This is a genomic window from Cellulomonas sp. P24, from assembly GCF_024704385.1.
Taxonomy (GTDB): domain Bacteria; phylum Actinomycetota; class Actinomycetes; order Actinomycetales; family Cellulomonadaceae; genus JAJDFX01.
In genome coordinates, this window is record NZ_JAJDFX010000002.1 from 3504790 (window position 1) to 3526148 (window position 21359).

Consider the following 21359-nt stretch of genomic DNA (forward strand, 5'->3'; position numbering starts at 1 on the left):
ACCCGTACCCTGGGCGCGTGCCGTCCGACGTCGTCATCCGTGCCCGGTCCCTCTCCGTCGGCTACGGGGGCGAGCCGGTGTGCGCTCCCGTGACCTTCACCGTGCGACCTGGCGAGGCCCTCGCCCTCGTCGGTGCGAACGGCTCGGGCAAGTCGACGATCCTGCGCGCGGTGCTCGGTCTCCTCGAACCGTCCGCCGGTGAGCTGAGCGTGCTCGGGCGCCCTGTCGACGAGCGTGAGGCGATCTTCCGGGCCGAGGTCTCGAGCGTGCTCGACGACGACGCCTACTTCCCGGCGCTCACCGTGGCGGAGCATCTGCTGCTGACCGCGCGCGGGCACGGGGTGCTGGAGGCGGCCGAGCTCGTCGACGAGCTCCTGGCCGAGTTCGGGCTCTCGTCGCATGCGAACGTGCTGCCCGTCTCACTGTCGTCGGGGCAGCGTCGGCGCCTGCTGCTCGCCGCCGGGTTCGCGCGTCCGCGCCGGCTGCTCGTGCTCGACGAGCCCGAGCAGCGGCTCGACCAGCAGATGCGCAGCGCGTTGGCCGAGCGGTTGCGGGCCGAGCGCGCGGCCGGGGGATCGGTGCTGCTCGCCACGCACGACGCGGTGCTGCTCGAGGCGGTCGCGACGCGCGCGGTGATGGTCGGGGACGAGGAGTCGGTGCTGATGTCGCCCGCCGACGCCGCGCGTGCGATCGGCAACGAGACCTTCGGGGGGACCGCCACGGGGACCGATCCCGACGAGGCGCCGGTCGGTGCCGCGGACGCGGCGGCCGGCACAGCCGGTCCGTCGACGCCGGCCGCGGCGGGCCAGTCCGGCAAGCGGAGGCGGCGTCGATGACGGCCGGTCCCGACGAGGACGAGGTCCGGCCGCTCGCCGTCCCGAGCCCACGGTCGATCCGCCGGTACACGCGTGCCGCCGCGAACCGGCACGGGGACACGACCATCGGTGCGTTGCTGAGCGACGTGTACTCCGCGATCCTCATGGCGGCGATCGGTCTCGGCACGGCGATCGGCGTCGCGACGACCCTTCGGGACTCGCTGCCCAAGGTGCCGGCTCGGCCGCACGAGGGCCTGCTGCTCCCGCTGACGACCCTCGCGGCTCTCGTGGTGCTCGCCCTGGCCGGGACCGCCCTCTCGCTCGCCGCGCGGCTCGGACCGGTCGGCGTCGGTGCGGCGGAGGCCCGGTGGTGGCTCAGCCTCCCGGTGCGCCGCCGGGGTCTGCTCCGACCGTCGGCGTGGCGGCTGCCTGCCACTGCAGCCCTCGTCGGTGGCCCGGTGGTCCTGGTCCTCGTGCTCTTCGCGCAGGAGGGCATGACCGGGTCCGCCGCGATCCGCACCCTCGTCGGTGGGCTCCTCGGAGCCGGTGCGATCGTCGTGCTCGCCGGGCTTGCCCAGACGGTCGGGGTGGACCGGCGTGTCACGGCCCGGGTCGGTGACGTGCTGCTCGGCCTGGTGCCGGTGCTGGGGCTCGCGGCGGCGCTCGGTGCGCGTGACCTGAACGTGGGACTGACCCCCTCGGTCGTGGTGCTCGTCGCGTTGGTGCTCGTCGCTGCTGCCGGTGGTGTGCTCCTCGACGGTCGGCTCGAGCGGATCCCGGTGCGCGACCTGCGCGACTCCGGCTCGGTCGCGACGCAGGCTGCCGGTGCGGTGGTCTCGCTGGACTCGCGCGAGCTCGGACGTGCGCTCGCCGACCGGATGACGAACGTGCGCAGGCGTCGCTCGCTCCGGTTCGGGTGGGTGTCCTCGCCGGTCCGCGCGCTGCTGACGGCCGACCTCGTCCTGTGGTGGCGTTCCCCGCGGCACGTCGTCCAGATCGTCGCGGCCGCGGCGGTGCCGGCGCTGGTGGCGGCGGTGAGCCGGCTCGACACCCCGTTCGCCCTCGCCTCGGCCTACCTCATCGCGGGCTACGTCGCGATGCTGGCCACCGCGGAGGGGGCCCGGCGTGCAGAGATGGCGCCGATCATCGATCGACTGCTCCCGCTCGGTGCACGTGAGGTGAGGCGGCTGCGCCTCGTCGTACCCGGGGTGCTCATGGGGGTGTGGACGCTCGCCGTTCTCGGCCCGATCGGGTTCGCCGACGGCGACCCGGCAGGCTGGCTCGCCCTTGCGGTCGCCGCCACCCCGGTCTGGGCCGGAGCGGCGATCAGGTCCGCGTACCGCCCGTCACCGGACTGGAGCGGCCCGCTCGCCGCGACGCCGATGGGTGCCATGCCGACCGGTGTGGGCAGCGTGCTCGTCCGCGGCCCGGACGTCGTGCTGCTCGGCATGGTGCCGGTGCTCATCTCGATCGGGATCGGTCGGGTCACCCAGACCCTCATCGTGGTGCAGGTCGTGTGCGCGTTCATCGCCGTGGCCGTCGGCAGCAGGTTGAAGGGGTTCTCGCTCATGGACCTGGCGGGGGAGGACCCGCGGGCCGCGGGTGCGGCGTCAGGCACGTCGAGCGGCGGGAAGGGCGGCACGTCGACCGGAGCGAAGGCCCGGACGGCAACGGCGGCGACGGCCGGGACCACGAGCGGGACGAAGGCCGGCGGGACGAAGGCCGGCGGGGCGAAGGCCGGCGGGGCGAAGGCCGGCGGGGCGAAGAGCGGCGGGGCGAAGAGCGGCGGGGCGAAGGCCGGCCGATGACCCGGATCGTCGCAGGCAGCGCTGGTGGTCGCGCGCTGCGGGTGCCGGGCAAGGGCACGCGGCCGACCAGCGAGCGGGTGCGCGAGGCGCTCTTCTCGCGGCTCGAGCACCTCGGCGCGGTCGCCGGCGCACGCGTTCTCGACCTCTACGCCGGGTCGGGCGCGCTCGGGCTCGAGGCAGCGAGCCGAGGCGCGCAGGCGGTGACGTTCGTGGAGGCGTCGCGCGCCGCGGCGGACGTCTGCCGCGCGAACGCCGCTCTCACCGGCCTGCCGGGTCTGCAGGTGGTCGTCGACCGTGCCGAGAAGTTCGTGGATCGCTCCTCGGGGCCGGGGTGGGACCTCGTGCTGATCGACCCGCCGTACGAGCTCGCGGAGGACGACCTCGCGCGGGTGCTCCGCTCGCTCGCCGGGGGGACGGGCGACGCGCAGGAGGCCGCGTCCTCGCTCGCGCCCGATGCGACGGTCGTCGTCGAGCGGTCGGCGCGGAGCCCCGAGCCGGCGTGGCCGGCGGGGTTGAGCCGGACGGACCAGCGCCGGTACGGGGAGACGGTTCTCTGGTTCGCGACACCCGATCCCGGCGTCGGGACGGTCGACCCGGGCGCGGCAGGCATACCCTGAACGCGTGAGCATCGCCGTCTGCCCGGGATCCTTCGACCCGATCACGCTGGGCCATCTCGACCTCATCCGTCGTGCACGGTCGATGTTCGACCAGGTCGTGGTCGGCGTGGCGCGGAACTCGACCAAACGGGCGCTGCTCGATCCGGAGGAGCGCGTCGCGCTGGCGCGTGAGGCTCTCGTCGAGGTCGGGCTGGACGCCGGCGTGCGGGTCGAGCAGGTTCCGGGGCTGCTGGTCGACTTCTGCCGCGGCGTCGGGGCCCAGGCGATCGTCAAGGGCCTCCGCGGTGGGGCCGACTTCGACGCGGAGCTCCCGATGGCGCTCATGAACCGGCACGTCGGGGGCATCGAGACGGTGTTCGTGATCGGCGACCCAGCCCTGGCCCACATCGCGTCGTCGCTGGTCAGGGATGTTGCGCGGTTCGGCGGACCGATCGACGACCTCGTCCCGACGGGGGCGCGGGAGGCGGTGCGCGCGGCGGTGCGGCGGCAGGGGAACGACGCAGGAGGCGAGCGGGGATGAACGACCAGAACCACGACGACGACAGGCGTGATCCCGAGGGACTGACCGGCATCCTCGAGGCGATCGAGCACGTGATCGTGTCCGCGCGCGCCATGCCGATGTCCTCCTCGGTCCTCGTGAATCGCGCCGAGCTGCTCGACCTCGTCCAGCAGGCGCATGACATCCTCCCGTCGCAGCTGACCGAGGCGGACGCCGTGCTTGCTGCGGCGAGCGCGGAGCACGACGCCGCTGCTGCTGAGGCGGAGCAGATACTGGCGTCGGCGCGCGCCCGGGCCGCCGAGCTCGTGGCGCACGAGCAGGTCGTCACCGCTGCCGAGGAGCGGGCGGAGCAGATCCTGGCCGAGGCGGGCGCGACGGCCGCCGAGCTCCGTCGCGATGCCGACGACTACTGCGACCGGCGGCTCGCCGACTTCGAGATCGACCTGGGCCGTGTGGTGGCGCAGGTCCAGGCAGGTCGCGCCAAGCTCGCTGCACGGCTCGGCCCGCCCGGTCAGTCGGGATGACGTAACATCACAAGGCTCGATCGACCTGCCGTGGAACCGGCACCCTGCATCGGAACGGAACCCGCGTCGTGTCTCACGTGAACCACCTGGACCCGCGCGACCCGCTCGTGCTCGACACCCACGAGCTCGGTCGCCGACCCGGGTCGATGCGTGCCCTGGAGCTCACGGTCCCGGCTCCCGCCGATCTGGGCACGGAGGTGATCGCCGTCCCGGCAGGTTCCGACCTCGAGCTGGACCTGCGACTCGAGGCCGTGATGGAGGGGGTGCTCGTCTCGGGCGACGTCCGGGCGACCGCGGTCGGCGAGTGCGTGCGCTGTCTCGACGAGATCACCGTCGACGTACAGGTCGAGATCACCGAGCTGTACTCCTACCCGGACCGCGCGCGGGTCGCAGAGGAGGACGGCGCCGACGAGGACGAGGTGCGTGAGCTCGACGGTGACCTCGTGGACGTCGAGCCGGCGATCCGCGACGTGCTCGTCCCGGCTCTGCCGTTCCAGCCGCTGTGCGCCCCCGACTGCCCCGGGCTGTGCGTCGAGTGCGGTGCGCGGCTGGCGGACGACCCGGAGCACACGCACGAGGTCCGCGATCCCCGGTGGGCGGCTCTCGAAGGCCTGTCGGAACCGACCGACTCATGACGGCTGCGGTCGAGGCGCTCGTCTCCGGCCTCGGGATCGACATCGACCCTGAGCTGCTGGTCCTCGCGCTCACGCACCGGTCCTTCGCGCACGAGGCCGGTGGGATCCCGACCAACGAACGGCTCGAGTTCCTCGGCGACACGGTGCTCGGGCTCGTCGTCACCGAGGCCCTGTACCGACGCCACCCGGAGCTTCCCGAGGGGGACCTGGCGAAGATGCGTGCCGCGACGGTCTCGCAGCGGGCGCTCGCGCGGATCGCGCGGTCGTTGCATCTCGGCGACTACGTGCTGCTCGGCAAGGGCGAGTCGCACTCGGGCGGGGCCGACAAGGACTCGATCCTCTCGGACACGCTCGAGGCGGTCTTCGGTGCCGCGTACCTGTGCCACGGCCTCGAGCCGGCCCGGGCACTCGTCGAGCGGCTGGTCGACCCGACGCTCGAGATGGCGGCCGACCTCGGCGCCGGCCTGGACTGGAAGACCTCGCTGCAGGAGCGTGCGGCGCTGCTCGGGCTGGGCGCACCGCAGTACATCTGCGAGGGCGAGGGCCCCGACCACGCCCGGACGTTCACGGCCACCGTCCTGCTGGACGGCCGGGCCTACGGCGTGGGGACGGGTGCGGCGAAGAAGCACGCGGAGCAGGACGCCGCCGAGGCTGCCTACCGGACGCTCGAGGCGGAAGCGGCGCGCTCGGCGAAGCGGTCCTGAACGCGCGGGCGAGCGGTCGTGCCTGAGCTCCCCGAGGTCGAGACCGTCCGGGACGGGCTCGCGCGGCACGTCGTCGGCCGTGTCGTGCACGGCGTCGACGTCTGGCGTGACGCGAGCGTGCGTCACCATGCGGGCGGGGCCGAGGACTTCCGCGAGCAGCTCGTCGGCGCGCGCCTCCAGGCGGCGGTCAGGCGAGGGAAGTACATGTGGCTGCCCCTGGGCGCAGGGGAGTCGTCGGGCGTGAGCGCCCTGACGGCGCACCTGGGGATGAGCGGCCAGCTGCTCGTCCGTCCCGCCGGCGAGCCACGCCCGGATCATCGCCACCTGCGTGTTCGCCTCGAGCTCGACGACGGCACCGCACTCGACTTCGTCGACCAGCGCACGTTCGGCCACCTCGCGGTGACGGAGCTCGTCCCGACCCCCGACGGGGCGCCCGGGGGCCACGGCTCTCCGCTCGCGCGGGTCCCCGGCTCGGTGTCCCACATCGCACGGGACCTGCTCGACCCGGCTGCCTCCCGCGAGGACCTCATGGCTGCGGTACGCGCGCGACGGACGGGGATCAAGCGTGCGTTGCTCGACCAGACGCTCGTCTCCGGCATCGGGAACATCTACGCCGACGAGGGCCTGTGGCGCGCGGGGGTGCACTACGCCCGGGCGACCGACGCGCTGCGCGGCTCGGACGTCAGACGCGTGCTCGACTCCGTCGAGGAGGTCATGCGTGCCGCGCTGGTGGCCGGGGGGACCAGCTTCGACGCGCTGTACGTCAACGTGAACGGCGCGTCCGGGTACTTCGACCGGTCCCTCGCCGTGTACGGGCAGGAGGGGCGGCCATGCCCCCGCTGTGGGTCTGCGGTGAGACGCGACGCGTTCATGAACCGGTCGTCTTTCACGTGCCCGGCCTGCCAGCGTCGACCGCGCCGGGGACGCTGGTGAGCACGGTCGCCGGGGAGACCGACGGACCCGGTGACACGCGGGTCGGAGGACGCCTGGCGACCAGGGCCGCAGGTGTCGTTACGATGCCCCTGTGACTGCCAGCAGCTCTGCGCCCCAGACGGACCGTTCCGCGTCGATCAGCGTGATGATCATCGACGACCACGAGGTCGTCCGTCGCGGGATCGCCGAGGTCATCGAGCGCGCCGACGGCATGACCGTCGTCGCCGAGGCCGCCTCCGTGTCCGACGGGATCCGACGAGCCGGCCTGGTGCACCCACAGGTCATGCTGGTCGACCTGCAGCTTCCGGACGGGACCGGGATCGACCTCATGAAGGCGGTCCGCGAGACCCAGCCGGGCGTGCGTGCGATCGTGCTCACCTCGTTCGACGACGACGACGCTCTCGCGGCCGCTCTCGAGGCCGGCGCCTCGGCCTACCTGCTCAAGAGCGTGCGCGGGGCCGAGATCACCGACGTCGTCCGGGCGGTGGCCGCCGGGCGCACGCTGCTCGACGAGCGCACCGTCACCCGGCGGCGCGCGGGTCACGAGGACCCCACGGAGAACCTCACGCCGAGCGAGCTCAAGGTCCTCGACCTCATCGGTGACGGGATGTCCAACCGTGAGATCGCCGAGCGGCTGGGCGTTGCCGAGAAGACCGTGAAGAACCACATCACGTCGCTGCTGTCGAAGATGGGCCTGCAGCGCCGCACCCAGGTCGCTGCGTGGGTCGCGGCCCGCAAGCACAGCGGGTGGCGCGCCGAGACCGGCGGCTGACGCCGAGGACCACACTCGGGACCGGTCGCACGACTCCCGCGCCCTCGGGCATGGCCTGTCGGCGAGCCTGGTCGACGCGTCCGGTCGACACACTCAGCCGAGCGGGGCCTGCCAGCTCAAGAGGGTGCCGCGCCCCGAGGGCGCGACGCCGATGCTGAACACCCCGGCGTGCTGCCGTGCCCGTGCCGCGAGGTTGTGCGTGCCGGAGTGGCGTTCACGCTGCGGGGGCAGCCCGGTGCCGTCGTCCTCCACCTCGACGAGGATCGTCCCGGTCGCACCCGTCCCCCGGACGCTGATCCGCACCGCGACCGACGAGGCCCGCGCGTGCCGGGCGGCGTTGGCCAGGCCCTCGCGGACGACGGCGACGACGTCGTCCGCGAGATCCGCGCCCACCCGCTCGTCGATCAGGTCGGCGGCGACGACGTCGGCGTCCGAGGTGCCCTGCTCGAGCGCGCGGCCGTCGAGCTCGATGACGAACGAGGGGGCGAACCCGAGCCCGGTGCGCGCGAGCGACGCCTCGCGGCGGAGGCGTTCGACGAGGCTCGTCGCGGCGTCCGGGTCGCGGAGCGCGTGCACGATCGATCGGATCTGCCGGACGGAGCCGTCGACGTTGTCGAGCGCGTCCTCGACGATGCTGGTCAGCTCCGTGGCATCCACCCCGCGGGCGGCGCGTCGGCGCACCGTCTCCAGCTGCATGCCGGTGGCGAAGAGCTGCTGGATCGCGAGGTCGTGCAGGTCGCGCGCGATGCGTTCGCGCTCGTCCAGGAGGGCGGCGATGTCCTGGGCGTGGCGCGCCTCGGCGAGCACGAACGCGAGGGCGGCCTGGGCGGCGAACGACTCCGCCGTGTCGAGGTCCGCCGAGGTGAACGGCGCCCCACCGACCTTGCGCATGAGGATGAGCACGCCGATGCCGTGACCTGCCGTCTGCAGCGGTGCGAACAGCGCCGGGCCGAACGCGCGCATGGGGACGACGCGGACCACACGTGACTGGGAGAGGGACGGGACGAGCAGCCCGCGGCCCTCGTCCATCACGGCCCACGACCGGCCGTCGCGGGGCATCACGGCACCGAGGAGGGACGCGGCGGCGTGACCGTCGACGAGCTCGAGCACGAGCTCCCCGCCGACGCCGGGCAGGGCGAGAGCCGCGGCGTCCGCACCGGCGACCTCCCGTGCGGTCCGGGCGATGTGCGCGAGCGCCTCCTCCTCGTCCAGCCCGGAGAGGAGCATCGTGGTGATCTCCTGACCGGCACGCAGCCAGTGCTCACGACGGGCGGCCTCGGCGTAGAGCTGGGCGTTGTGCACCGCGACGCCTGCCGCGGCCGCGAGTCCGAGGACGATCCCCTCGTCGGCCTCGGTGAACCCACCCGGCTTGTCCGCGAGGTAGAGGTGCCCGAACACCTGGTGGCTCACCCGCACGGACGCGCCGATGAACGACCCCATCGGCGGGTGGTTGGCGGGGAAACCGCGGAAGGCCGGGTGCTGGGTGAGGTCGTCCAGGCGGATCACGCCGGTGGCAGGGATCTCGCCGAGCACCCCGACGGCGCGTGGTCCGTGCGCGAGGAGCCGTGCGACCGCCTCCGAGACGCCCGCCTGCACGAACGTGGTCGACTCGCCGCGGCTGCCGAGGACGTTGATGGCCGCATACGCAGCGCCGGTCATGTCCGCGCACGTCTGGACGAAGCGCTGGAGCACGCTCGGCAGGTCGAGGTCGGCCGCAAGGGCGAGGACGGCCTCGAGGAGGTCGGTGAGGTCGGAGTCGTCCGCCCGCGACGGAGCGGGAGTCGTGCCCTGGTTCGCAAGGTTCACGATGGTGCCGCCGACCCCTGGTTCTCCCTCCATAGGGAGTCACGGTATCCCGTGTCGCGCTCGAGGAGCTCCGCGTGGGTGCCGCGCGCCTGGACGGCGCCGTCGGAGAGGACGATCACCTCGTCGGCGGCGTCGAGCGGGGTCAGGCGGTGGGTGACGACGACGACACCTCGGGCCGTGCCGGTGGACGCCGCCCCGTCGGTCGGGCCGCCGCGGAACGACCCACCCAGGAGGTCGCGCACGAGGGCGTCGGCCGTCTCGGCGTCGAGGTGCTCCGCCGGCTCGTCGACGAGAAGGACCTCGGCGGGGGACACGAGGGCGCGGGCGAGGAGCAGCCGTCGCCGCTCACCACCCGACACGTTCAGCGCGTCGGGTCCGAGGAGCGTCTCGACGCCGTCGGGCAGGGCGTCGAGCCAGTCGCCGAGACCTGCGCGGCGCAGCGCGGCGCGGGCCTCGTCGGGGGTCGTGGCGCCGTTGGCGACGCGGAGGTTCTCGAGCACGGTGGTCTCGAAGACGTGCGCGTCCTCCGCGGTCAGCACGACGGACCGGGCGACGTCCTCGCTCGACCGCGACGCGATCGCCACCCCGTCGGCGAGGAGCGAACCCGCGTGCGCGGGGAGCAGGCCCGCGAGCGTCAGGAGCAGCGTCGTCTTCCCGGTGCCGCTGGGCCCGACGATCGCGATCGACCGACCCGGGCGCACGTCGAGGTCGAGCCCCGTGACGACGGAAGGACGACCGGGCCAGCCGCAGGCGAGATCGCGGGCGACCAGCCCGCCGCGTTCCGTGGTCGGCGTCGTCTGCCCGGTTGTCGTCTGCCCGCTTGTCGTCTGCCCGGTCGCCGCCTGACCTGTGACGTCGGTGGCGACTGCCGCCGGGGTCGCTGTCGCGTTCGAGGGCTGACCCGGGTCGACGGCGTCGAGGAGGGCGATCACCCGCTCCGCGGCGAGCCGCGAGCGGAGCACCTGGACCGCGGCGGCCGGCAGCAGCGACGTCGCCTCGAAGGCGGCGAGCGGCGTGAGGACCACGACGGCGAGCTCGACCGGGGTGAGGGCGCCTCGGCCGACGGCGGGGATGCCGAGGAGCAGAGCCGCCACGACGGCGGCGCCGACGGCCAGGGTGCCCAGCGCCGCGGAGATCGCTGCAGGGCGCGCGCCGGTGTCGGTCGCTGCGGCCAGGCGGCGGTCGGCCTCCCGGAGCGCGTCGAGGTGCTCGGCCAGTCGACCGGAGACCGCGAGCTGGCCGGGGTCGTCGAGGATCGACAGGGCCGTCGCGGTCATGTCGGCACGTGACTGCGCGGCCAGGGCCTCGCTCCGGCGCGCCGCCCGGGCGGCCAGCACGGGTGCGACGACACCGGCGACGAGGAGGCAGACCGCGAGACTGATCCCGGCGGCGGGCAGGAACGCCCCCATCGCGAGCACGGTGCCGAGCCCGAGCACGCCGGCGACGCCCGCGGGCAGCAGACCGCGCACGACGACGTCCCCGACCGCGTCGACGTCGGCGCCGACCCGGGCGAGCAGGTCACCGCGGCGCAGGCCGACGAGGGACTCGGTGCGCCCGGCCGACAGGCGCGCGTACAACGTCTCGCGGAGCTGGGCCATGCCGCGCAGGGCGAGGTCGTGGGACGTGAGGCGCTCGGCGTACCGGAAGACGCCACGCCCGATGCCGAAGGCACGCACGGCGACCGTCGCGATGGACAGCTGGAGCACGGGTGGCATCTGCGAGGCCCGCGCGATGAGCCACGCGGACACCGCGGCGAGGGCCACCGCGCTGCCGAGCGCGAGGACGCCGAGCAGGACGGACAGCACGACCGTACGCGGGGACAGCTCGAGCAGGGCGATCGCACGGCGGAGGGGGTCCTGCGCGCGCGTGCGCGTGGCGGTGGTGCTCATGCCGGGACCTCCGACCCGAGGCTCGGGACGGCCGCGCTGCGGACCTCGACGACGCTGTCCGCGACCGCGAGGAGCGAGGCGCGGTGCGCGACGACGAGCACGGTCCTGCCGTCGGCGCGCAGGGAGCGCAGGGTGTCGAGCACGACCCGCTCACCCGAGGCGTCGAGGTGCGCGGTCGGCTCGTCGAGGATCACGAGCGCGGCCGTGGAGAGCATCGCGCGGGTCAGCGCGACGCGTTGCCGCTGCCCGACGCTGAGCCCGACCCCACCCTGTCCCACCGGGGTCTGCCAGCCGTGCGGGAGCGAGGCGACCACCGTGTCGAGGCCCGTTGCCGCGGCCGCGCGTGCCACGGCGTCGTCGTCGGCACCGGGACCGACCACCTCGCGCAGCGTGCCGGGTTCGAGCACCGGTCGTTGCGGCACCCAGGCGACCTGGGACCAGAACGACGGGGGGTCGATGTCCGCGAGATCGATCGTCGCCGCACCGGGCGCGGTGATCGTGACGCGTCCGAGGTCGGGCCGGACCAGGCCGAGCAGGACGTCGACGGTGGTGGTCTTCCCGGCGCCGCTCGGGCCGGTGAGCGCCGTGACCCGTCCGGGCGTGATCACGAGGTCGAGGTCGGCCGGGGCGAGGACGTCACGACCGGGCGCCCGCACGGCGACGCCGTCGAGGGCGAGCGTGCTCCGGTGCAGATCGGGGCAGGGCATCGTCCCGCGCTCCGGGGTCGGCGTCTCGAGGACCGCGAAGGCCTGGTCGGCTGCCGCGATGCCGTCGGTGGAGGCGTGGAACTGGGCGCCGACCTGACGCAGGGGCAGGTACACCTCGGGAGCCAGCACGAGGACGGCGATCCCGGTGACGAGCCCGATGTCGCCGTAGACCAGACGTAGACCGATCCCGACGGCCACCAGGGCGACCGAGAGCGTCGTCAGGAGCTCGAGGACCATCCCGGAGAGGAAGGCGATCCGGAGGGTGCCCATCGTCGCGCGCCGGTGGGCGTCGCCGAGCTCGCGCACCCGTGCGACGGGTCCCCGTTCACGTCCGAGGGCGCGCAGCGTCGAGAGCCCGGCGAGGAGGTCGAGGACCTGCGAGCCGAGACGTTGCATGACCCGCAGCCCGCGGGCGGACCGTCCTTCGGTGAGCCGGCCGACGAGCACCATGAAGAGCGGGATGAGTGGCAGCGTCCCGGCGATGATCAGGGCGGAGACCCAGTCCTGCGTGAGGACGACGACCAGGGTCGCCGGGGTGACCGTGACGGCGAGGACGAGCTGGGGCAGGTAGCGGACGAAGTACGGCTCGAGCGCGTCGAGACCGCGCGTGGCGAGGGTCACGACCCGGGGGCCGTCGCCCTCGGCGAGCCATCGTGGGCCGAGCGCCGCAGCCTTCGCGACGACCTGCTCGCGGAGCTCGGCGATCGTGCGTGCGGCTGCGCGGTGCGCGAAGCGCTCCTGGGTCCACGTCACGAGCGTGCGCGCGAGCACGACGACGGCGAGCCACCCGATGAGCACGCCGACGTGGGGGACGTCGAGGCTTCCCCCGAGCGTGGCGCCGTCGTGCACGGCGAGGCCGAGGGCGTGGGCGAGGAGCATGGCCTGGGCCACGACGAGCGCGGCTCCTGCGGCACCCAGGGCGGCGGTCAGGGCGATGTAGCCCCGGGCCGACCGGGCGTGCCGCAGGAGCCTCGGGTCAAGAGGCTTCACGCGTGCGAGCGTCTCACGCGCTCGTGTGCTCGAACGTCAGGCCGGTGTGCTCGGGGATGCTCGTCGTGCTGATGCGCTTGCGGAACACCCAGTAGGTCCACCCCTGGTAGAGGAGCACGACCGGGGTGAGGATCACGGCGACCCAGGTCATCACCGTGAGCGTGTAGCTCGACGACGAGGCGTTCGTCACGGTGAGCGAGTTCGCGGTGTCGAAGGCCGGCATGACGTTCGGGTAGAGCGAGCCGAAGATCAGGACGACGGCCCCGACGATCGCGACGGCGGACAGGATGAAGGCCCAGCCCTCGCGGCGCAGCCGCGTCGCGACCACGACCCCGACGAGTGCAACGGCGGCGAGGACCACCGCGGCCCACGTCCAGGTGTTCCGTGAGTAGGCGACCTGGGCCCAGACCGCGAACGCTCCGGCGACGACGACCGTGACCATCGACAGCTTCGCGGCGAGGGCGCCGGCACGTTCCCGGAGGTCGCCGTCCGTCTTGAGCGCGAGGTAGATGGCTCCGTGGGTGAGGAAGATCATCAGCGTCGTCGCACCGCCCAGCAGGGCGAACGGGTTGAGGAGCGCGAAGAACCCGCCGACGTACTGGTGCGCCTTGTCGAGCTCGACGCCGCGCACGAGGTTGCCGAACGCGACGCCCCAGAGGATCGAGGGGACCCAGGACCCGATGATGATCCCGAGGTCGGCGCGGCCACGCCAGGCCGCGTCGTTGATCTTGCCGCGCCACTCGAACGAGACGATCCGCATGATCAGCGCCAGCAGGATCAGCAGCAGGGCCAGGTAGAAGCCGGAGAAGAGGGTGGCGTACCACTCCGGGAAGGCCGCGAACGTGGCGCCACCTGCGGTGAGCAGCCACACCTCGTTGCCGTCCCAGACCGGGCCGATGGTGTTGATGAGGACACGACGTTCGGTGTCCTTGCGACCCAGGATCGGCAGCAGCATGCCGACTCCGAAGTCGAAGCCCTCGAGGACGAGGTAACCGGTCCAGAGGACCGCGATCAGCAGAAACCAGACGGTGGACAGCTCCATGACCTCTCCCGGCTCAGTAGGCGAACGACAGCGGCCGGTCGGCGGCGTCTGGGTTGTCGGGGTTGTCAGGGCTGACGTCCTTCTCGGAGTCCGCGACGCCCTCGATCGCGTACCGGTGGATGAGCTTGTACCAGACGACGGCGAGCGCCGCGTAGAGCAGGGTGAACGCGACCATCGAGATGATGATCTCGGCCGGGGTGACGACGGTGGACACCCCGCGTGAGGTCAGGAGCCACACGCCGTCGATGCCGGTCGGGTTCGGGGCGACGATCCAGGGCTGCCGCCCCATCTCGGTGAAGACCCAGCCGAGCGACGACGCGAGGAACGGGGTCGGGATCGCCCAGACGGCGAGCCGGGCGAACCAGCGTGAGGTCGGGAAGCGCCCCTTGCGCATGAGCCAGAGCGCTGCGAGGGACAGAGCCGCGCTCCCGATTCCGAGCCCGATCATCAGCCGGAACGACCAGTAGGTGACGACAAGGTTCGGCTTGTAGTCCTGGCCGGTGCCGTACTTCTGCTCGTAGCTCTTCTGGAGGTTGTCGACGCCCTCGAGGCGGCTGTTGAAGTCACCCGACGCGAGGAACGACGTCAGACCCGGGATCTGGATCACGTGGTTGACGCCGGCGCAGTCGTTGGTGAGGTCGCCGATGGCCAGGATCGAGAAGCTGGCACCGTCCGTGGTCTCGCAGAGTGCCTCGGCGGACGCCATCTTCATGGGCTGCTGCTTGAACATCAGCTTGGCCTGCTGGTCGCCGGTGACGAAGAGGCCGACGCCGCCGACCAGCATCACGATCACGCCGAGCATCACCGCCGGTCGGTAGAGGCCGGCGAGCTCGAGCTTCTTGCCGCGGGCCGCGCGGACCATGAGCCAGGCGGCGATGCCGGCGACGAAGGTGCCTGCGGTGAGCAGAGCGGCGGTGATCGTGTGCGGGAACGCTGCGAGGAGGGTCGGGTTGCGCAGCACGGCGCCGATGTCGGTCATCTGCGCGCGACCGTTCACGAGCTCGGCGCCGACGGGGTGCTGCATCCAGGAGTTCGCGGCGAGGATGAAGTACGCGGACAGGTTGGTCGCGAACGCGACGAGCCAGATGGTCGCGAGGTGGATCTTCTTGGGCAGCTTGTCCCAACCGAAGATCCACAGCCCCAGGAACGTCGACTCGATGAAGAACGCGGCGAGCGCCTCCATCGCGAGCGGCGCGCCGAAGACGTCGCCGACGAACCGGGAGTACTCGCTCCAGTTCATCCCGAACTGGAACTCCTGGACGATCCCGGTGGCGACACCGATCGCGAAGTTGATCAGGAACAGCTTCCCGAAGAACTTCGTGAGACGGAGCCAGCGCTCGTCCCCGGTGCGGTACCAGATCGTCTGCATGATGGCGATCAGCGGTGAGAGGCCGATCGTGAGCGGGACGAAGATGAAGTGGTAGACGGTGGTGATACCGAACTGCCAACGGGCCAGGTCGAGGGCTTCCACTCAGGTCTCCGGAGGGGTGTGACGATCGGGGCGGTGGGCATGGACGAGCATTGCGCAGCGCCTCGAACCTAGGGTGTGAAGGTCCTGTGCGCACTAGGACGAAGGTCCCTGATTCTGACGTCGCGTCGTTTCGTTTGACACGGGCGCGGGCCGTGCCGTCCGTCGCTCGGAACGGACCCTGTGCGATACTGAGCACGGCAATCAGGTGGCCACACCGCCCGGTTGCCACGAACGTGCTCGCCGCACCAGTGCGTCGCGCTCGCCAGGCGCCGCCGGCACCCAGCAAGAGGGTGAACGGCTGGCGATGGCGCCGGCCCACGTGTGCAGCCCGCCGCAACTGACGACTTCCGTCGCCGCGCGACAGCGCAGGCGACGACCGACCGCCCGTGGGACCGAGATGTGTGGACGGTGCCTCGGGCATCCAGGAGTACCCGAGTGACACTCGAGAACAGCCCCGCCAGCGAGTCAGTGAACGACGCTCCCCAGCCGGTGACCAAGCCCGCCCGGCGTCGTGCCGTGCGTTCCACGGCACCCGCTGGTGCGCCCGTCGTGATCGACTCGGCCCCGGTCGCGGTGGACGCCCCCGCCGCCCAGGCTGACGCCGCCGAGCAGGCCTCCGACGCCGGTCCCGCACCGAAGCGCTCGACCCGCAGTCGGCGCGCCGTGCGCGTGACCGCAAGCGCCCCTGCCAGCGCGAGCGCGACGGTCGACACGTCGACGACGGCCGAGGTCGTGGCCGAGAGCGTCCCGGCGGCGGATGCCGAGCAGCCGCCGAGCGCGGCGACGAAGCGGCGCGCTCGTTCCCGCACGGCACCGACGACGGTCGAGCCCGGCGCAGACGCACCGAAGACGCGATCGCGTCGGCGGGCGACGGCTCCCGTGGTTGCCGAGGTCGAGCCCGTCGCCCCCGACGAGGACGGCGTGGTCGAGGCGATCGACGAGGTCGAGGACGCCGAGCAGACCGAGGAGGTCCTGCCGGTCGAGCAGGTTCTGCCGGTCGAGACGGACGCGCCGCGTCGCCCGACCACGACCTTGCTGTTCCAGGCGCCGGACCCGACCGCGGCACGCCCGCGTCGGCGGCGTGCGTCGACCCCGGCGGGAAGCCCGGAGGCCGTCTCCGAGGCTGCCAGCGCGGTGCACGCCGAGCTCGCCGTCATCGCGGCAGCGCTCCCGGCCCCGGAGGCCGGCGCGGCCGAGCCCACGACGGAGCCCTCCTCGGACGAGTCCACCGTCGCCGCGGGCAGCGGACGCGCGCGGCGCTCACGTCGCGGTGGGCGTCGTACACCGGACGAGTCGACCGTGGTCGAGTCCGTCGTGACCGAGCCCGAGCCCGAGGACGACGAGAGCGAGCCGGACCTCGCCGAGACCGTCGAGGACGCGGAGACGGGCGACGGCGCACCGCGTCGTCGGCGCCGTCGCGGAGGCCGCGGTCGGCGCGGTCGCGCCTCCGGCGAGGGTGACGACGGCCAGAACCAGGGCGACGACGACGCCGCGACCGAGGATGACGAGTCGCCCGAGGGTGAGTCGTCCGAGGCCGTGGACGGCGAGGCCGGCGAGACCGGTGACGACGAGACCACGACCGGGAGCAGCCGTCGTCGTCGTCGGCGCCGTCGCAGCGGACGGGGTGGCGAGGGTGACGTCGAGCCGACGGGCGGCGGTTCCGCCGGGTCCGCGCGCGGGCGTCAGGCACGTCCGGCCAGCGACGAGGTCACCGCGCTGCGCGGCTCCACGCGCCTCGAGGCCAAGCGTCAGCGTCGCCGTGAGGGTCGCGACGCCGGTCGTCGTCGCACGATCGTCACCGAGTCCGAGTTCCTGGCCCGGCGTGAGTCGGTGGACCGGAGCATGGTCGTCCGTGAGGTGAACGGTCTGACGCAGATCGCGGTGCTCGAGGACGGCGTGCTCGTCGAGCACTACATCTCCAGCCAGTCGCAGGCGTCGATGGCCGGCAACGTGTACCTCGGGCGCGTGCAGAACGTGCTGCCGAGCATGGAGGCGGCGTTTGTCGACGTCGGCAAGGGGCGCAACGCGGTCCTCTACGCCGGCGAGGTCAACTGGGACGCCGCGGGCATGGAGGGGCAGCCGCGCCGGATCGAGCAGGCGCTGAAGTCGGGCGACTCGGTTCTCGTGCAGGTCACGAAGGACCCGATCGGCCACAAGGGTGCCCGTCTGACGTCCCAGGTGACGCTGGCCGGCCGCTACCTGGTGTACGTGCCGGGCGGCGGGATGACCGGGATCTCCCGCAAGCTCCCGGAGCCGGAGCGTGCGCGGCTGAAGAAGCTGCTCCGCGAGATCGTGCCGGACTCCGCCGGCGTGATCGTCCGCACCGCAGCCGAGGGCGCGAGCGAGGACGAGCTGCGCGCCGACATCGACAGGCTGCAGTCGCAGTGGGCCGCGATCGAGAAGAAGGCGAAGTCGGCGTCCGCCCCGGCGCTGCTGCAGGGCGAGCCCGACCTGGCGATCCGGGTGGTCCGCGACATCTTCAACGACGACTTCCGCTCGCTCGTGGTCCAGGGCGACCAGGCATGGGAGACGGTCTCCGGCTACATCGGCGCGATGGCGCCCGATCTCGCGGCGAAGGTGAGCCGGTGGACCGGGACGGGCGACGTGTTCGCGGAGCACCGCGTGGACGAGCAGCTCTCCAAGGCTCTCGGACGCAAGGTCTGGCTGCCGTCCGGTGGGTCGCTCGTGATCGACAAGACCGAGGCGATGACGGTCATCGACGTCAACACGGGGAAGTTCGTGGGCTCGGGCGGCACGCTCGAGGAGACCGTCACACGGAACAACCTCGAGGCTGCCGAGGAGATCGTGCGTCAGCTCCGGCTGCGCGACGTCGGCGGGATCATCGTCATCGACTTCATCGACATGGTGCTCGAGTCGAACCGCGACCTCGTGCTGCGGCGTCTGGTCGAGTGCCTCGGCCGTGACCGCACCAAGCACCAGGTCGCCGAGGTCACCTCGCTCGGCCTGGTCCAGATGACACGCAAGAGGGTGGGCCAGGGGCTCGCGGAGGCGTTCGGGGACACCGTCCCGGGGCAGGAGACCACCGGCGGGCGGTCCGAGGCGACACCGGAGACCGGCGGCGAGACCTCCGGTGACGGTCGGCGGCCCCGGCGCAAGCGCGGGAGCAGCAAGGAGGGCGGCGCCGCGAGCGACACCGTCGCGACCGTCGTCCCGGTGCTCCCGGAGGCCCGTGAGGCGGTCAAGGCCACGCTGGCGACGATCGCCGCCGCGGCCGCGCACGCCCACGAGCACGCTCACGACGAGGCGCCGCACGGCACCGACGCGACGGGCACGGAGGCGAGCAGCACCGAGGCGACCGGCACGGGACCGGTGAGCAGCGAGGCGCCGGCCGGCGAGACCACCGAGTCCGTCGCCTCGGAGAGCAGCACGCCCGTCGACGAGGCGCCGGCGGCTGTGGCGGCGTCCCTCGGGGAACACCTCGACGACGCCGTCGCGGAGGGCCGCGACGGTACCGACGGGGCCGAGATCGCCCTGGTGCAGGTCGATCCTCAGGTGTTCGAGCTCGACGGGGACGAGGACGGCGGGGACGACACCTCGGCCGCAGGTGGCGGTGAGGTGACCGACCCCGTCGAGGAGTGAGCCGGCGGGCGTCCCCGCGGTTTGACCCCGCGGGATGCAGTCCGTAACCTTGAGCGTCGGTGCGCATTGTGCGTACTGATCCTGTGTGCCCGCGGCCTCGGCCTCGTGTCGAGCTGTCCTCAGACCGCCGCGATGAGCACGCCGAAGACCAGATGTGACCGAGCAGAGATGAGCAGCAACGTGGTGTACGCGATCGTGAAGGCTGGCGGCCGCCAGGAGAAGGTCGCCGTCGGCGACGTCGTCGTCGTCGACCGTCTGGCTGCACAGGCCGGTTCGACCGTCGAGCTCGCTGCGATCCTGCTGGTCGACGGGGAGAAGGTGACCTCCGACGCGAGCGCGCTCGCCAAGATCAAGGTCACCGCGGAGGTCGTCCGGGACGAGAAGGGCCCGAAGATCGACATCCTCAAGTTCAAGAACAAGACCGGCTACCGCCGCCGTCAGGGCCACCGTCAGAAGTTGACGCGCCTGAAGGTCACCGGCATCAAGTGACGTCTTCCCGCGCCTGACGGGCGCGGAACCCCCTTCCTCCCCGAACAGCACGAAAGCAGGTCAGACATGGCACACAAGAAGGGCGCGAGCTCCTCTCGCAACGGCCGCGACTCGAACGCGCAGCGACTGGGCGTCAAGCGCTTCGGTGGCCAGGTCGTCAACGCCGGCGAGATCATCGTTCGCCAGCGCGGCACGCACTTCCACCCCGGCATCAACGTCGGCCGTGGCGGCGACGACACCCTGTTCGCGCTGGCTGCCGGCGCGGTGCAGTTCGGGACGCGTCGCGGCCGCAAGGTCGTCGACATCGTCACGGCCGGCTGAGCGGGCTCTCAGCACGCAGACCAGTCAGGTTCGGAGGGGCGCACCGGTGCGGTGCGCCCCTCCGCCTGTTCCCGGGACGGCGCACGCCATCCCCGTGTGAAGGAGGAGACCATGGCGACATTCGTCGACCGTGTCGTGCTGCACGCCACCGGCGGTGACGGTGGCAACGGCTGCGCCTCCATCCACCGCGAGAAGTTCAAGCCGCTCGCCGGCCCGGACGGCGGGAACGGCGGGAACGGCGGGAGCGTGGTCCTGGTGGTCGACCCGCAGGTCACGACCCTGCTGGACTTCCACCACGGGCCCCACCGGCACGCCCCGTCCGGGACCCAGGGCATGGGGGACCACCGTCAGGGGTCGATCGGGGCCGACCTCGAGCTGTCGGTCCCGGACGGCACAGTCGTCAAGGACCTGGACGGCAACGTCCTGGCCGACCTCGTCGGCGTGGGCACACGCTACGTCGTGGCCGCCGGCGGCCACGGTGGTCTCGGCAACGCTGCTCTCGCCTCACCACGGCGCAAGGCCCCCGGGTTCGCGCTGCTCGGAGAGCCGGGCATCCACCGGGACCTCGTGCTCGAGCTCAAGTCGATCGCCGACGTCGCGCTGATCGGCTTCCCGAGCGCCGGGAAGTCCAGCCTCGTCGCCGCGATGTCGGCCGCCCGGCCGAAGATCGCCGACTACCCGTTCACGACCCTCGTGCCGAACCTCGGCGTGGTGCAGGCGGGCGACTCGCGGTTCACCGTCGCCGACGTGCCGGGTCTGATCCCGGGAGCGAGCCAGGGCAAGGGCCTCGGGCTGGAGTTCCTGCGGCACGTGGAGCGCTGCGCGGTGCTCGTGCACGTGCTGGACTGCGCGACGCTCGAGCCGAACCGGGACCCGATCAGCGACCTCGACGTCATCGAGTCCGAGCTGGCGACCTATGCGGGAGACATCGGGATCGAGGGCGGGCGCATCCCGCTGACCGAACGTCCCCGCATGGTGGTGCTCAACAAGGTCGACGTCCCGGAGGCGCGGGAGCTCGCCGAGCTGGTCCGTGCCGAGATCGAGGCGCGGGGTCTGCCCGTGTTCGAGGTCTCCGCCGCGAGCCACGAGGGACTGCGGACCCTGACCTTCGCGCTCGCCGAGCGCATCGAGAAGGCGCGGCGCGAGGCCCCCGTCGCGGCACCGGCACGGGTCGTGCTGCGGCCCAAGGCCGTCGACGACGCCGGCTTCACGGTCACGCGCCGCGAGGACGCCGACCACGAGTACTTCCAGGTGCGGGGGGTCAAGCCCGAACGCTGGGTGCGTCAGACCGACTTCACCAACGAGGAGGCGATCGGCTACCTCGCCGATCGTCTGGCCCGCCTGGGCGTCGAGGAGAAGCTGTTCTCGGCCGGTGCGGTCGCGGGGGCCGAGGTGGTCATCGGTGACGGGCCGAGCGCCGTGGTCTTCGACTGGGAGCCGACGCTCCTGACCGGGTCCGAGCTGCTCGGCGGACCGCGCGGGACGGATGCTCGCATCGTCGAGCAGCTGCGTCCGACGCGCGCCGAGAAGCGCATCGAGTACAAGGACCGCATGGACGCCAAGGCCGAGGCCCGCGCGGAGCTGTGGACCGAGCGTGAGGCCGGGTTGTGGGTGGGTGACGAGAACGACGCCTGATCACTGCGTCGGGCGGAGGCCCGGCGTTGAACCGGCGTGGCGGCGCCGATCGGATGATCGACTGGTGGTCGCCGGCCCGGCGACCTGCCCGGACGCGCAAGA

The 21359-nt window shown here is 72.7% G+C and carries 18 protein-coding genes; 13 read left to right on the plus strand and 5 right to left on the minus strand.

Features of this window, described 5'->3' with window-relative positions; translation table 11 throughout:
* The first annotated feature begins 17 nt into the window (after positions 1-17).
* The 9 genes from LJB74_RS16390 (at position 18) to LJB74_RS16430 (ending at position 7307) form a co-directional block, all read left to right on the plus strand.
* Complete coding sequence (locus LJB74_RS16390) at positions 18-836, plus strand: ABC transporter ATP-binding protein (protein WP_310650862.1); 819 nt, start codon at positions 18-20, stop codon at positions 834-836.
* The gene (locus tag LJB74_RS16395) at positions 833-2623 is read left to right on the plus strand and encodes a DUF6297 family protein (protein WP_259309539.1); all 1791 of its coding nucleotides are present in this window, start codon (positions 833-835) and stop codon (positions 2621-2623) included. The genes LJB74_RS16390 and LJB74_RS16395 overlap by 4 nt, the downstream gene beginning before the upstream one ends.
* Complete coding sequence (gene rsmD / locus LJB74_RS16400) at positions 2620-3240, plus strand: 16S rRNA (guanine(966)-N(2))-methyltransferase RsmD (RefSeq protein ID WP_259309540.1); 621 nt, start codon at positions 2620-2622, stop codon at positions 3238-3240. Before LJB74_RS16395 ends, rsmD begins: the two co-directional genes overlap by 4 nt.
* Before the next feature lie 4 nt (positions 3241-3244).
* Entirely contained in the window at positions 3245-3760 is a 516-nt protein-coding gene (coaD, locus tag LJB74_RS16405) for a pantetheine-phosphate adenylyltransferase (RefSeq protein WP_259309541.1), read from the plus strand.
* Positions 3757-4263: a hypothetical protein gene (locus LJB74_RS16410; protein WP_259309542.1), complete on the plus strand. Its 507-nt coding sequence runs from the start codon at positions 3757-3759 to the stop codon at positions 4261-4263. Before coaD ends, LJB74_RS16410 begins: the two co-directional genes overlap by 4 nt.
* A gap of 77 nt (positions 4264-4340) precedes the next feature.
* A complete protein-coding gene (locus LJB74_RS16415; protein WP_396125236.1) occupies positions 4341-4898 on the plus strand; it encodes a YceD family protein in 558 nt (185 codons plus the stop codon).
* Positions 4895-5602 carry a ribonuclease III gene (gene rnc / locus LJB74_RS16420; protein WP_259309544.1) on the plus strand — a complete coding sequence of 236 codons (708 nt, stop codon included), beginning with the start codon at positions 4895-4897 and terminating at the stop codon, positions 5600-5602. The genes LJB74_RS16415 and rnc overlap by 4 nt, the downstream gene beginning before the upstream one ends.
* Positions 5603-5620: 18 nt before the next feature.
* Complete coding sequence (gene mutM, locus LJB74_RS16425) at positions 5621-6535, plus strand: bifunctional DNA-formamidopyrimidine glycosylase/DNA-(apurinic or apyrimidinic site) lyase (protein ID WP_259309545.1); 915 nt, start codon at positions 5621-5623, stop codon at positions 6533-6535.
* Between the two features lie 145 nt (positions 6536-6680).
* Positions 6681-7307 (plus strand): response regulator transcription factor, encoded by a 627-nt coding sequence (locus tag LJB74_RS16430; RefSeq protein ID WP_259310391.1) that lies wholly within the window; start codon positions 6681-6683, stop codon positions 7305-7307.
* A 93-nt stretch (positions 7308-7400) separates the two neighbouring features.
* Here LJB74_RS16430 and LJB74_RS16435 read toward each other — a convergent pair whose 3' ends face one another.
* Genes LJB74_RS16435 through LJB74_RS16455 form a run of 5 tightly spaced genes read right to left on the minus strand, consistent with a single transcriptional unit; the run spans position 7401 to position 15212 of the window.
* Positions 7401-9146 carry a GAF domain-containing protein gene (locus LJB74_RS16435; protein WP_259309546.1) on the minus strand — a complete coding sequence of 582 codons (1746 nt, stop codon included), beginning with the start codon at positions 9144-9146 and terminating at the stop codon, positions 7401-7403.
* Complete coding sequence (gene cydC, locus LJB74_RS16440) at positions 9110-11002, minus strand: thiol reductant ABC exporter subunit CydC (RefSeq protein ID WP_259309547.1); 1893 nt, start codon at positions 11000-11002, stop codon at positions 9110-9112. The genes LJB74_RS16435 and cydC overlap by 37 nt, the downstream gene beginning before the upstream one ends.
* Positions 10999-12699 carry a thiol reductant ABC exporter subunit CydD gene (gene cydD / locus LJB74_RS16445; protein ID WP_259309548.1) on the minus strand — a complete coding sequence of 567 codons (1701 nt, stop codon included), beginning with the start codon at positions 12697-12699 and terminating at the stop codon, positions 10999-11001. The genes cydC and cydD overlap by 4 nt, the downstream gene beginning before the upstream one ends.
* A gap of 13 nt (positions 12700-12712) precedes the next feature.
* Complete coding sequence (gene cydB / locus LJB74_RS16450) at positions 12713-13741, minus strand: cytochrome d ubiquinol oxidase subunit II (protein WP_259309549.1); 1029 nt, start codon at positions 13739-13741, stop codon at positions 12713-12715.
* A gap of 13 nt (positions 13742-13754) precedes the next feature.
* Positions 13755-15212 (minus strand): cytochrome ubiquinol oxidase subunit I, encoded by a 1458-nt coding sequence (locus LJB74_RS16455; RefSeq protein WP_259309550.1) that lies wholly within the window; start codon positions 15210-15212, stop codon positions 13755-13757.
* 435 nt (positions 15213-15647) lie between these two features.
* Here LJB74_RS16455 and LJB74_RS16460 point away from each other — a divergent pair, with 435 nt between their 5' ends.
* The 4 genes from LJB74_RS16460 (at position 15648) to obgE (ending at position 21257) form a co-directional block, all read left to right on the plus strand.
* Positions 15648-18812, plus strand: a complete 3165-nt coding sequence (locus LJB74_RS16460; protein ID WP_259309551.1) for an Rne/Rng family ribonuclease — start codon at positions 15648-15650, stop codon at positions 18810-18812.
* Between the two features lie 180 nt (positions 18813-18992).
* The gene (gene rplU, locus LJB74_RS16465) at positions 18993-19301 is read left to right on the plus strand and encodes a 50S ribosomal protein L21 (protein WP_259310392.1); all 309 of its coding nucleotides are present in this window, start codon (positions 18993-18995) and stop codon (positions 19299-19301) included.
* A gap of 66 nt (positions 19302-19367) precedes the next feature.
* Positions 19368-19622, plus strand: coding sequence for a 50S ribosomal protein L27 (rpmA, locus tag LJB74_RS16470; RefSeq protein WP_259309552.1), 255 nt, complete (start codon positions 19368-19370; stop codon positions 19620-19622).
* Between the two features lie 111 nt (positions 19623-19733).
* A complete protein-coding gene (obgE, locus tag LJB74_RS16475) occupies positions 19734-21257 on the plus strand; it encodes a GTPase ObgE (RefSeq protein ID WP_259309553.1) in 1524 nt (507 codons plus the stop codon).
* Positions 21258-21359 lie beyond the last annotated feature (102 nt).